General features: G+C 55.7%; 11 protein-coding genes and 1 tRNA gene. 5 read left to right on the forward strand and 7 right to left on the reverse strand.

Features of this window, described 5'->3' with window-relative positions:
- Nucleotides 1–41: 41 nt before the first annotated feature.
- The 5 genes from AC2FH0_RS10805 (at nt 42) to AC2FH0_RS10825 (ending at nt 5,907) form a co-directional block, all read left to right on the forward strand.
- The gene (locus tag AC2FH0_RS10805) at nt 42–2,462 is read left to right on the forward strand and encodes a GcvT family protein (protein ID WP_496789310.1); all 2,421 of its coding nucleotides are present in this window, start codon (nt 42–44) and stop codon (nt 2,460–2,462) included.
- 102 nt (nt 2,463–2,564) lie between these two features.
- Complete coding sequence (locus tag AC2FH0_RS10810) at nt 2,565–3,539, forward strand: alpha/beta fold hydrolase (protein WP_496789311.1); 975 nt, start codon at nt 2,565–2,567, stop codon at nt 3,537–3,539.
- Between the two features lie 82 nt (nt 3,540–3,621).
- Nucleotides 3,622–3,698 (forward strand) — tRNA-Met (locus AC2FH0_RS10815).
- A gap of 422 nt (nt 3,699–4,120) precedes the next feature.
- Nucleotides 4,121–4,966 (forward strand): MBL fold metallo-hydrolase, encoded by an 846-nt coding sequence (locus AC2FH0_RS10820; protein WP_496789312.1) that lies wholly within the window; start codon nt 4,121–4,123, stop codon nt 4,964–4,966.
- Complete coding sequence (locus tag AC2FH0_RS10825; protein ID WP_496700696.1) at nt 4,963–5,907, forward strand: MBL fold metallo-hydrolase; 945 nt, start codon at nt 4,963–4,965, stop codon at nt 5,905–5,907. Before AC2FH0_RS10820 ends, AC2FH0_RS10825 begins: the two co-directional genes overlap by 4 nt.
- A gap of 1 nt (nt 5,908) precedes the next feature.
- On the opposite strand, the gene AC2FH0_RS10830 is transcribed toward AC2FH0_RS10825, so the two are convergent.
- From AC2FH0_RS10830 to soxC, 7 genes are all read right to left on the reverse strand, one after another.
- On the reverse strand, nt 5,909–6,967 hold the full coding sequence (locus AC2FH0_RS10830) for a YeeE/YedE family protein (protein WP_281972432.1): 1,059 nt from the start codon (nt 6,965–6,967) through the stop codon (nt 5,909–5,911).
- A 52-nt stretch (nt 6,968–7,019) separates the two neighbouring features.
- Complete coding sequence (gene hemA, locus AC2FH0_RS10835; protein ID WP_496706359.1) at nt 7,020–8,243, reverse strand: 5-aminolevulinate synthase; 1,224 nt, start codon at nt 8,241–8,243, stop codon at nt 7,020–7,022.
- A gap of 1 nt (nt 8,244) precedes the next feature.
- Nucleotides 8,245–8,679: a DUF302 domain-containing protein gene (locus AC2FH0_RS10840; protein ID WP_142635862.1), complete on the reverse strand. Its 435-nt coding sequence runs from the start codon at nt 8,677–8,679 to the stop codon at nt 8,245–8,247.
- Nucleotides 8,680–8,759: 80 nt separating this feature from the next.
- A complete protein-coding gene (locus AC2FH0_RS10845) occupies nt 8,760–10,022 on the reverse strand; it encodes an FCSD flavin-binding domain-containing protein (RefSeq protein WP_496789314.1) in 1,263 nt (420 codons plus the stop codon).
- Between the two features lie 27 nt (nt 10,023–10,049).
- The gene (locus AC2FH0_RS10850; RefSeq protein ID WP_496789315.1) at nt 10,050–10,754 is read right to left on the reverse strand and encodes a c-type cytochrome; all 705 of its coding nucleotides are present in this window, start codon (nt 10,752–10,754) and stop codon (nt 10,050–10,052) included.
- A 2-nt stretch (nt 10,755–10,756) separates the two neighbouring features.
- Nucleotides 10,757–12,082, reverse strand: coding sequence for a c-type cytochrome (locus AC2FH0_RS10855; RefSeq protein ID WP_496789316.1), 1,326 nt, complete (start codon nt 12,080–12,082; stop codon nt 10,757–10,759).
- On the reverse strand, nt 12,066–13,328 hold the full coding sequence (gene soxC, locus AC2FH0_RS10860; RefSeq protein WP_271948170.1) for a sulfite dehydrogenase: 1,263 nt from the start codon (nt 13,326–13,328) through the stop codon (nt 12,066–12,068). The genes AC2FH0_RS10855 and soxC overlap by 17 nt, the downstream gene beginning before the upstream one ends.
- Nucleotides 13,329–13,350 lie beyond the last annotated feature (22 nt).

Below are 13,350 nucleotides of genomic sequence, written 5' to 3' on the forward strand. Positions count from 1 at the left end.
TAACACATGACGACAAGACCAAAATTTTGGATGACAGACTCATGAAGACAAATGCACAGGCAGTGGTAATCGGCGGTGGTGTGATTGGGTGCTCGATCCTGTATCACCTGACCAAATCGGGGTGGTCAGACGTGGTGCTGTTGGAACGGGATGAACTGACATCCGGCTCGACCTGGCACGCGGCGGCGAACATCCACGGACTGCATGACAGCACCAATATCAGCCGCATCCAACACTATACGATGACGCTGTACAAAGAGCTTGAGGCTGAAACCGGCCAAAGCTGCGGCGTGTTCCAGCCCGGCTCGTTATATCTGGCCCAAACCGAAGAGCGCGAGCACCAGCTGAGGCTGCAGGCCGCCAAGGCCAAGCTGTACGGGATGAATTTCTATGAGATCAGCATCGAAGAGGCGCAGCGTCTGAACCCGCTGGTCAATTACGATGGCATCCGATGTGTCATGTACGAACCTGATGGCGGTAATGTTGATCCCTCGGGGGTCACCAACGCCTACGCTGTCGGCGCGCGCCAGCGTGGGGCCGAAATCCACCGCTTTACGCCGGTCACTGCGACAGATCAGCAAGAAGACGGCACCTGGATCGTACGCACCCCTAAGGGGGACATCCAAACGCCGTGGGTTGTGAATGCCGCCGGTCTGTGGGGCCGCGAAGTTGCCATGTTGGCCGGGATTGAGCTACCCCTGCAACCGACCGAGCATCAGTATTTTGTCACCGAAACCATGGCTGACGTCGCGGCGCATGATACCCGCCTGCCCTCGGTCAGTGACCGCGATGGCGAGTACTATTTGCGGCAGGAAGGTCAGGGCCTTTTGGTGGGGGCTTATGAAAAGGATATGAAATTCTGGGCCGAGGACGGCACACCCCTGGATTTTGCCCATGATCTGTTTCCCGACGATCTGGAGCGGATCGAAGAGAATATGATGAACGCCATCGAACGCGTACCTGCCGTGGGCGACGCCGGGATCAAACGGGTCATCAACGGACCGATGATCTGGTCACCCGATGCCAACGTTCTGATGGGGCCAGTGCCCGAGGTCGACGGCTATTTCTGCTGCAACGGCATCATCCCGGGTTTCTCGCAATCGGGTGGCATGGGCCTGATGGCGGCGCAGTGGATCATCGAAGGCGAAACCCAATACGACATGTTCGCCTGGGACGTGGCGCGGTTCGACACATGGGCTACGAAAGATTTCACCAAGGCCCGCGTGCAGGACCAGTACGCACACCGCTTTGCCATCCACTTCCCAAATGAAGAACGCAGCGCAGGACGCCCTGCCCGGACCCGCCCGATTTATGACAGGCAAAAGGACATGGGTGCCGTCTTTGGCCTGAATGTCGGATGGGAACACCCGCTGTGGTTCGCAGAGGCGCCCGGCGCCACGGACACCAACGGATTCACCCGCCAGAACTGGTGGGAACCGGTGGGCGCGGAATGCCGGATGCTGCGCGATCGGGCCGGGATCATCGACATCTCAAACTTTGCCAAATATGTTTGCAAAGGTCCGGGAGCCGAGGGTTGGCTTAATGCCGTATTCGCAAATTCCATGCCGAGATCGGTTGGTCGATCCTGCCTGACCCCGCTGATCTCAAAACGGGGAGGTATTGCCGGCGATTTCACCGTGACCCGCGTGGCCGACGACGAATTCTGGATCATCGGCTCGGGCATGGCCGAGCGCTATCACAAACGGTTCTTCAAACAGGTTCCTCTGCCCGATGGCACCCGTTTCGAAAGCCGCACCGAAGAGACTTGCGGCTTTAACGTGGCTGGCCCGAAATCGCGCAAAATCCTGCAACGGCTTACGAATACCTCGCTCAGCCCCGAGGATTTCCCCTTCATGCGCTCGCAACAGATCGAAATCGCCGGAATTGCGGTCCTGGCGCTGCGTGTCTCCTTCACCGGCGATCTGGGCTGGGAGGTGCATTGCGCCGCGAAAGATCAGCTCCGCCTGTATGAGGCGCTGATCGAGACCGGAAAAGAGTTCGGCGCAGGCCCAGTTGGCAGCCGCGCACTGATGTCGCTGAGGATCGAAAAGGGCTATGGGTCTTGGGGGCGCGAATACAGCCCCGAATACTGGCCACACGAGGTCGGGTTGGACCGGTTGTGCAAATTCGACAAATCGTTCCTGAACAAAGATGCCGCAAATACTGCCATGACCTCTCCGGCCAGAGAGCAGCTTGTCCTGCTGCATCTGGACGAAGCCGACACCGCAGCTTCGAACGCTGACGCGACCGGAGGCGAACCCATTTTCATGGACGGGCGCGGAATTGGTCGGGTGACATCGGGCGCTTATGGCTATTCCGTGGGTATGTCGCTGGCCTTGGGCTATGTTTCGGGTGCCGAGGCAGGCGACAGGGTCGAGGTCATGGTATTAGGGCGCCCGCATAGGGCAACAATCCTGAAAGAACCGCCCTTTGATCCAACTGGGACGATCTTGCGCGGCTAACCCAGTCCGCATTAGATCCTTCAAGCGAGCTGTGGACATTGCCTTCGGGTTGTGGCGCTATCCGGTCAGTAATCTGATCTACTCCATCCAGAGGATAGGCTGATGACAATCTTCCTGACTATTGCGCTGTTCATTGCGCTGTTTCTTGTTGCGATGAATCTTTGGACACGCAAGCTGACCCGTGACGGCCGGACGCGTGTCCCACAACAGGGGGTTATCATTTCCGTGCGCGGCGGCGATATCCACTATGTGGAAAAGGGCGACCCTTCCAATCAGACGGTTGTGCTCATTCATGGGCTGGCCGGGCAGTTGCAACATTTCACCTACGCCTTGATGGATAAACTGGCCGAGGATTTTCACGTCATTGCCGTGGATCGCCCCGGTTGCGGATACTCAACTCGTGAGACGGCAGAGCTTGGGCGGTTGCCCGAACAGGGCCGCATGATACATGAATTTCTAGAGGCAAAGGGGGTCAGCAACCCAATTCTGGTCGGCCATTCGCTGGGTGGCGCGGTTTCTCTGGCGATGGCGCTGGATTACCCGGACAAGATCAAAGCGCTGGCCCTGCTAGCTCCGCTTACTCAGGCGATGCCCGGGCCGCCCGCCGTGTTCAAACCGCTTGAAATCCGGACGGCATGGATGCGCAGTCTGATCGGCAACACGATTGCCGTCCCGCTGGCCGCAAAAACCGCACCGCACACCCTTAGCGCGGCATTTGCGCCAGAACCCGCGCCCCAAGACTTTCTGGACCGCGCCGGCGGCGCTTTGGGGATGCGTCCATCCGCGTTTATCAGCGCCTCACAGGATGTGATCGGGATTGAACAGAGCATGCCGGCCCAGGTCGCCCGTTATGGCGACCTGAAAGTGCCTGGCTCCATATTGTTTGGAGCACAGGATGCGCTCTTGTCAGCCACGCAACACGGTGAATCAATGCAGGCGTTTGGTCTGAGTTTTGAACAGATCGAAGGGCTGGGCCATATGATCCCCCTGACAGTCCCGGACATCTGCAACAACTTCATTCGCGGCGTGGTACAAAATACAGAACCCAGGGCGACGGTTGTGCCGAATTCGGATTAGTCCCAGCTAAAATATTCCCAACAAAGGCGCCATTTCCCTCTTGACCCTCCCCAACCCCTCCCTTAAATCGCCATTCACTCATGGCGGAGTAGCTCAGTTGGTTAGAGCAGCGGAATCATAATCCGCGTGTCGGGGGTTCAAGTCCCTCCTCCGCTACCAAATTCCCATAACATATCAGTTAGAAACGTGAACTCAGCGTTGCTCTCACGTACCGCAAACATGGTTTGGGTGGCATTTTGGGTAACAGCAGACGAATTTTGTGTTCAAAAAGAACTGGGAATCGTCACGAAAAAGCGGGAAACGCCACACGCCGCAACCAGTCCCATTTCGCTCCAAGAGTTGAGATGCAGGCTCTCAGGGGCACCGGTGTAATCGCTAACTTACCCGCCGGTACCGAAGAAGTTGAGTAGACTTCTTAGTGATCAAGACGAAAGCAGCTTTGCACACACAGCCTTTCTTTCTCCATTTACAAATAATAACATTCATTTTATTGATTGTGTATGGATGGAAATACATTTTCTCGCCGCACTTTCTTGTACAGCGCCGCTTGCCTTGGGATGCTTGGTACTCAATCCAGGATCGTGAGGGCCGAGTTGCAACTCGGCCCTTCAGCTCGGATTTCAACCGTATCAGACGGGTACCTGTCATTGCCACCGGAAATGATCTTTGGGTCCATGCCGAAAGAAGAACTCGAACAGCTTCTGAATCGCAATCGAGTGGACGCGACCAAGTACGAGCCAGAGTGCAACGTGGCGCTCTATCGTGATGGTAAAAACACGGTGTTATTCGATGTCGGAGCTGGGCCGGATTTCATGCCCACGTCTGGCAAACTTATGGAAACTGTTGAAACAATCGGCCTGTCGCCCGAAGACGTTTCGCACGTGATTTTCACCCATGCGCACCCGGATCACATCTGGGGCATTTTGGATGACTTCGACGACCTGCTTTTCCCCAACGCGACGCATCACTTTGGCCGTAAAGAGTGGGATTATTGGTGGAACCCTTCAACGGTAGATTCAATAGGAGAAGATCGCGCTGCGTTCGCTGTAGGCGCGAAGCGCCGGATGGCAGAAATTGAGGATCAGGTGGCGTTCTTTGACGACGGACAAGAGATCCTTCCAGGCATTGCCGCCCGTGCAAGCTTTGGGCACACACCCGGCCACATGGCGTTTGAAATCCGCAGCGGCAGTGAATCCGTGATGATTGTCGGCGACGCGTTGGGAAATCCACACGTGGCTTTTGAACGGCCTGATTGGCACAGTGGCACGGATCAGGATCCACAGACAGCTGCAGCAACTCGTAGTTTGCTGCTAGATCAGATTTCTCGCGAGCAAATGAAGATAATTGGCTTCCACCTGCCGAATGGTGGAATCGGCCGGGTCGAAAAAACTGGCTCTGCGTATAAGTTCATTGGAGAACCAACATGATACGAACGCTTGCGATTGCCTTGGCCTTGGCCGCACCAGCTTGGGCAAGCGAGGAAATTGCAGACCAATATCCGCAAAGCGTGCTGTATTCCAAACCGGTCGAGTATTTCCCTGGCGTCTATTCCGCCATTGGCGCAACCGCCCCACCAACCTACGAAAACTCTGGTCACAACAACAATCTCAGCTTCATTGTAACCGGTGAAGGTGTAGTCGTCATAAACGGCGGTGCAGCCTATGTCCTTGCCGAAGCGCTTCACAAGGAAATTCAGGCCATCACGGATCAGCCGGTCAGACTTGTCTTTAACGAGAATGGCCAGGGGCACGCGATGCTTGGCAACGCTTACTGGTCAGAACTCGGCATTCCGATCATCGCACATTCAGAAGCAGCGGCCGAATTCGAGGAATATGGCCCGCAAATACTGCAGGGAATGCAGCGATACAATCAGGACAAGGCAGACGGAACATTCCTGGCCGGCCCAACCGAGACATTCGATGATGAGTACGTGGTTGAGATGGGTGAATTCCGGATTGAGGCAAAGTACCTCGGCCCTGCCCATAGTCCCGGCGATATCTCGATCTGGTTGCCGAACCAAAGCCTTGTCATTGCGGGCGACATGGCGTTTCACGAACGCATGCTGCCAATCTTTCAAGACACCTATACAGCGGATTGGCTTGAAACTTGGGACACCGAATTCGAGGCTTTAGATGCCACTTATGTTATACCGGGACACGGCCATCCTACGAACATGGATCAGGTGCGCCGCTATACACGCGACTACCTGATATATCTGCGCGGCAAGATTCAAGAGCATATGGATGCAGGAGGTGATCTGGCTGAGGCTTACTACGTCGATCAGTCACCTTATGCCAACCTGGACACGTTTGAAGAACTGGCCACGAAAAATGCAGGGCGCGTTTTCGAACAGATGGAATTCGAGTAGCTCAGGAATGTTGCGGAACAGGGATTAGCATCAATAGTCTATGCGTGCTGATCGCCCCGACCCACATGAAAAATACGGCAACCCATGCGGTCAATGACAGGGCGGACCCTCCTGAAAGCCCGGCACCCACCGCGCAACCTCCCGCCAGCATGGCCCCAAACCCCATGAGAACAGCCCCTACGAGGTAGCGTTCCATCGGAGTATCCGAGCCAAATCGTTCGATCCTCCACTCCCCTGCAGTCAAGGCTGAGCCTGCCGCGCCAATTACTACGCCTGGGACAAGGCCGATACCGAAGGACAACACAACGTTTCGACTTGCAACCAACGCCATTAGTGTGTCCGTGGCCGGTCCGGTAAAGGTGACAGAAGACACAGGCACGACTTCAAAAGATGCTTGCGCGATGGCAAATGTTATCAACCAGCCGAGCGCCACAGCCAGGCCAACTCCTGCGGCCGCTATGATCCTTATAGGCGCGACTTTCCGGTGGGACGCAAAGACAATGGCCGACACCAATCCCAACGCTGCAACGGCTGTATAAACCGTTGGCGAGAGCCCAAGTATTTCTGAAAGATCACGCGGCGCGCCTCCTGGGACAGCCCAGATACCAGACAGCAACTCGCGGGCGGGACTAAGAACACCTGTGTAGGCGGCTTGAGCCACTAAGGTCAAAACCAATCCCGTAACCAGGGCGCGCAAATTACCGCAGGAGGCTAATACCAAAAGGCGAGATGCACATCCACGCGCCAGAACCATGCCTGCGCCGAACATCGCTCCACCGATTACCGCGCCGCTCAGGCTACCTGTCGACGCGATTGCACGTGTCTCGGAAAGGTCTAGCCACTCAAACGCGATAAGCGCCTGTACCAAGGCGAGCGCAGTGGTGAAGGCGATCAGCCAAACCGCCAAGCGGGGACCTAGCTCACCTTCGGCGACTTCGACTGCCGACGCTCTTAAACAAAAGTGAGACTTCTGAGCCGTCACGCCGAACAAGATACCGACGAGCACTCCGGCAAATGCCAAGGCACCAGAGTCTCCCAACAGATCGATGAGTCTCTCCATCAGCAGAAACTCTCACTTCGTAGCGTGTGCATCCTTGTCTTCGGTCAAGTTGTCATTGTGCGACCATTGGCCTGCGCGCCAACTGGCATTGCGTCCACAGCTCACCCAATGCAGATACCAGTCGATCCACGTCTTCAGTAGAATGCACCGGCGACGGTGTAATCCGTAGACGCTCCGTTCCCTTGGGAACGGTTGGATAGTTGATCGGCTGGATGTAAATTCCATAGTCACGCATCAGTACATCAGAGATGAAGCGACACTTAACCGGATCGCCGACCATGACCGGAATGATGTGACTTGGGTTCGGAGTATGGGGAATACTCAGTTCGTCCAGCCTGCCTCGAACTTCGCGCACTCGCTGCTGGTGCAGATATCGTTCCGCATTGCTTTGCTTCAGGTGCCGAACCGAGGCTGCCGCACCTGCGGCTACGGCCGGAGGCAATGCAGTGGTAAAGATAAACCCGCTGGCAAAGGACCGGACGAAGTCCACAAGCTCTTTCGACGCCGCGATGTATCCACCGACGACACCGAAGGCTTTGCCTAATGTCCCCTCGATAACGGTTAGGCGATCCATCAGGCCTTCACGTTCGGCGATGCCACCGCCGCGCGGTCCATAAAGCCCTACGGCGTGAACCTCATCCAAATAGGTCATCGCGCCATAGCGATCCGCCAGATCACAGATCTCGGCAACTGGCGCTATATCACCATCCATGGAATAGACGCTTTCGAACGCAATGAGCTTTGGTGCGTTGGCTGGTATGTCAGCAAGCTGCCTTTCAAGGTCTGCAATGTCATTGTGCTTCCAGATCCGCTTTTGACAACGGCTGTGGCGAATTCCCTCAATCATCGAGGCATGGTTCAACTCGTCTGACAGTACGGTGATACCAGGAATGCGGGAGGCCAAAGTTCCCAAAGCCGCCCAGTTTGAGACGTAGCCGGACGTAAATAGCAATGCCGCCTCTTTGCAGTGCAAGTCGGCAAGTTCCTGTTCCAGCAAAACGTGCTCGTGAGTGGTTCCAGAGATATTCCGCGTACCACCCGCCCCGGCACCACACTCATCAATCGCATGGTGCATTGCTGCAAGAATGCAGGGGTGTTGACCCATGCCAAGATAATCATTTGAGCACCAGACAGTGACTTTTTCGGGACCGTCTTCTGCGTAATTGCGCGCGGTCGGGAATGCACCGCACTGCCTTCCGAGATCCGCAAAGACCCTATAGTTCCCTTCCTCTTGAAGCTGGTCCAGTTGATCACGAAAAAACTGCTGATAGTTCATTTCAATTCCCTACGGCCTCTTCGACGATCTCGGATAACAGGGTCTGAACCTTTTGCATTGGCCCGTCAGGGTAGCCTCGATATCCCACCATCACGCCACTGTCGTCCTCGGCTACAAAAATCCCGTAGGGGCAGAAGCCGATATTCATAGGGTCGGCTTCCATCACCTCGCGCGAGATTTTTGCCGAGCAGAAAATGAAGATGTCTGCGGCCGCAAATATCTGCTTGTCACTGCCGACATCAGCGCCCGTGCGATTCAACATGTCGCCTACGTGGCTTACATGGTCGATGACCAGTCCCTGTCCGACAATCGCGGACTCGACGGCGAAGGTTGCATCATCAAAACTGCCGTCAAATGGGGCGGTGATGATCTCTTCCGCAAACGCATGGCTCACCAGAACAGTGGAAAACGCGGCTACAGCGATAAAGTGTTTCATGATTTTAATCCTCCTCTTGAGCCGCATCTTCTCAGATTGCTCATCAGGGTCTTTGACACCAGTCAAAGCCCCTGAATACCTTAACCGAACATGTCTGAAGTGATACCAGCGTACCAACCCAGCGACTCTTCATAAGTTGCTTTTCTCAAGTCCGCATCTTCGCCGGTCTGGCTGATAAAGCCGTCCACTTTGGCAATCTTTTCGGGAGTCGCTTCGTAAGTTGCGCCAACCTTGACACCATCATCGGTGTCGATGAGCGACCAGCACGTGTTGGAGAACTTGGCCGGAAAAACTTTGGACCCGGTCAACGCACCTCGCACGGCATTCGCACAGACTTTCGCCTGACTGTTGGCCGAGAAGCCGGATTTGGGCATGTCACCCTGTTGGCTGGCGTCACCAAGAACGTAGATATCTAGGTCGGCTTTGGAGGACATATCCGCGGCGTTCACGGGTGCCCAGTTGCCATCGGTCACCCCTGCCATTTCCGCAATGCGTCCGGCTTTCATCGCTGGGATCACGTTGCAGACATCGACCTTGGTTTCTTCGCCGTCGATAGTAACGGTCATTGCATCCGGGTTTACGGCGACATTGCCGCCGCCGAAATCTTCGCCGATCCAGTCAACCATTCCTTCGTAGTGGTTGGCCCAACCCTCTTGGAACAATGACATCTTGGAAAACTTCGGTTTCGGGTCAGCAACGATGATCTTTGCTGTCGGGTTGTTCGCCTTCAGAACATGCGCAACCATTGAAACCCGCTCATACGGTCCGGGTGGGCAACGGTACGGATTCGGTGGCGCGACCATTGCAAATGTACCCCCTTCGGGCATTGCCATGATCTGCGCCTTGAGAAGCTCGGTCTGAGATCCAGCCTTGTACGCATGCGGCATTTTATTTTGCGCCGAGACGTCCCAGCCCTCGACCGCACCATCAACAAAGTCGATACCCGGGCTCAGGATCAGCTTGTCATATGGAACAGACCCGCCACCTGCCAAGGACACCGTCTTGGCATCGCGATCCACCCCTGTGGCCCAATCATGCACCACGTTGATGCCGTAGTTCGCGGCAAGCGTGCCATAGCTGTGGGCAATGTCCGAAAGCTCCTGAAACCCTCCCAGATACAGGTTTGAGAAGAAACAGGTGTAATAGGTCCGCGACGGCTCGATCAACGTTACGTCGATCTCACCACTGCTGTCTTTTGCGATGTAGCGCGCAGCAGTTGCACCGCCCGCACCGCCGCCGACAATTACCACGCGTGGTTTGCCTTGCGCCAACACCATCGGTGCCGATAACCCGGCTGCTACCACCCCGGCGGCTCCAAGAAATACTCGTCTATTTAGCGTCATCGCGTTTCCTCCTCTTGGACACAGTCACTATGGATTATTGAAGTAGGCAGCCAATGCCGCGATCTCGTCATTGCTCAGCCGTCCGGCAATCATTCGCATGACCGGGTGTGGCCGCTGTTTGTCTTTATATGCGTGCATGGCGACTACGAAGTCTTCGTCAGGCCAATACACGATCGAGGGAATGCCCTCATCGCCTCCGTCGATCTGATGGCACGTTGTACATTCGCTGCTGAGATATGCGCCGTACTCCGGATCTCCTTGAATCGCCAAGATCGCGGGGTCGATAGAATGATCCGTGCCCTTCGCCGTCGGGTCCGCTTCTGGGATGTCCTGAGGATTGTCGGAAAAATCCCGCAAATAGGCGATCACGTTGGCGCGGTCTTCCGGGTCTTTCAGGCCACCAAAACTCATCCTGGTGCCTGACGCGAATGCACGTGGGTTTTCGATGTACGCAGACAGTGTGTCAGCGTGCCACTCCAGACCCGAGCTACCCGCGCGCGCAAGGCTTTTGGAATAGCTAAAGCCATCCAGACCAGCTGCCCTGCGCCCAAAAATCCCATTCAGATGCGGACCGATTTTGTTTTCGGCCCCCTTTCCAACCTGATGACAGCCTTTGCATTTGGCGAACACGGTTTTCCCTGCCTCAGCATCGCCAAGGTCTTCTGCAGCGTAGGTCGATGAAGCAGTAGCCCCAAAGAACGCGGCACAGACAAGCGCGTTCGACCAACGCATCGTCAACTTCCAAACGTCTTAAGATAAATGATCAAAGCTTCGATATCGTCCTGTTTTCTGAGACCTGCAAAAGACATCCTTGTGCCTTTCATGTATTCCTTGGGCTTCGTAAGAAAGGCAGTCATTTCTTCATCGGTCCAGACTAGCCCTGCCTCCGCAGACGCCTGCATCGCTTTGGAGTATTTGAAGCCCTCGACCGATCCAGCATTAGCTCCGATTACCCCGTTCAGAGCAGGCCCAGTGCTGTGCTTTGCACCTTCACCAATTTGATGGCAGGATTTACACTTCTTAAAGACTTTCTCTCCGGCAGCAGCCAGTTCTGTAACCTCGTCTGTCACTTCGGTTTCTTGAGCGGACGGTATGGCTGCGGCCTCTTCATCAGGCTTTGGCGCTGCAGTTGGAATGAACGAGGGGCCTTTCGCCGAAAACACCGGCAACTCATCCGGGCTGGCGTTATTCATGACCGAGTTCGAACCACCCTCCGCAGGAGTCTCAACCAGAAAAACAGAACGCATCGTGACGGCGGTCTCTGCCTTGCAGTTCTCCATGCAAGGCTCTTCGCGCCATTCAGTGTATTCGGTCTCGGGTCGTACATCGACTACGAAACCGTCCATATTGTACATTTTGAACTCGGCGAAGTTTTCGTTGTTCAGCTCGAAATCGTCATCCACCAAATCATTGGAGTAGAGGATGTATGCGACAATTGCGTAGGTCTCATCCGCTGTCAGCGTGCCCGCTTCACCAAAGGGCATTGAGCGGGAAATGTAATCCCAGGCAGTCGACAAATGTGGCCAATATGACCCAACGGTTTTTACAGGATCTTCGTCTGCAAGCGTGTCAAACCCACCGGCCAGAACAGGCCAGTTATCGGCACCTTCGGCAAATTCACCGTGGCACGACGCACAGCGGGCCACAAACACCTCTTCTCCGGTCCAGACGTCGCCTGAACCTACGGGTAGGCCACGCCCATCAGGCAAGACGTCAACGTCCCAGGCCGCGATCTCTTCCTTCAGTGCCGACCGCCCAAGCCCAATGCTACTCTCGTGGATGGGCGCGGATGCGGTCAAGTTCGCACCATTGGCGACCCGTTCTGCCGCCGCTGCCTGGATTTCTTCGACTTTGATCTCCAGTTCGGCTGCTCGTTTGGATTCTGCTTCCGCATTCCCCTGGGCAACTGCTGCATGCGCCTCAACCTGCCCTATCCGGGTTTCCAATGTCTCTATCTTCGAGTGGCCGTAGTTCCGGTTCGCGAAAGACACAGCTACCGCAAGCACCAACGCCGTACCGCCAAATACGGGCAGGAAAACATGACTAAGAGACTTCAACATTCTCGGCGATCCCTTCTGCGCTCACGTACCAAGTCTGGATACAGTTGTTGTGGTAGACCGAGTTTTCTCCGCGTTTTTCACGCAACTGGTCTTTGGTTGGTTGCACATAACCGGTCTCGTCTATCGCCCGGGCCTGCAAGAGCATTGGCGCCCCGTCCCAGTTCGTATCGAGATAGAAACGTGTAAGAGCCTTGGTGTCGCCCTGCTTACCAAGACGCGCTGTCTCCCATGTGATTCCACCGTCCTTTGACACATCGACCCGTGTAATTTGTCCGTGGCCTGACCAGGCAAGCCCGGAAATGACCAGCGGACCCGGTCCGTGTTTGATCGGCATTTGCGGGCTGGGTGAGGTGATGACAGATTTAGCATCCATCACCCAAGTCCATTTCTGGGCCGTGCCATCGACGTAAACATCGGTGTATTTTGATGTTTCTTCGCGGCTTTCGACCGCCATATCAACAACCTCGATCCGGCGCAGCCACTTGACCCACATGTTGCCTTCCCAACCCGGCACCACGAGACGCACAGGGTACCCATGCTCCATCCGCAGCGCTTCGCCATTCGCCTTGAAGGCAACCAACACGTCATCCAGCGCTTTTTCCATCGGGATAGAGCGGCCATTGGACGACGCATCTGCGCCCTCAACATAGACCCATTTGTCAGGTGAGATGTCGGCACCTGCTTCCTGCAACAGCGCGCGCAGCGGAACACCGGTGTATTCCATGTTGTGAATCATGCCATGAGTAAATTGGACGCCGTTGAGTTGCGCACCAGCCCACTCCATACCTGTGTTCGCCGCACATTCGCAGAAATACACGTGGTTTTCGCGCGGGAACCGCTCAATGTCTTCGTATGTAAAGACAAGCGGGCGATCAACCAGCCCGTTGATCATCAGGCGGTAGTCCTCCTTGCGCAGCTCGATCGCGCCTGAATGGTGACGCTCAAAGGCGCATCCCTGCGGAGTGATCGTGCCATCGAGCGCGTGGATCGGCGTGAAGTTGATCGACGAAATCGGAGAGGCGGTCAGCCATTCCACATTGCGGCGCACGACATGGGATTCAAAGCTGATCGGCATGCCATAAGGCGTCTCATCTACACCTGCCCCCGTATAAGATGCCCAATCCTGAAGCTCTGTTATCAGTGGGTCGGGTGTTTCTGCCGCTGCCGCACCTGCAACGGATCCTGCGGCGACCGCGGCACTGCCTTTCAGGAAGGCCCGGCGGGACGGTTTGAACGCGTCATCCATATCTCTTAGGTCTCCATCGGTT

The sequence above is a fragment of the Ruegeria sp. CDSC051 genome, from assembly GCF_059610665.1.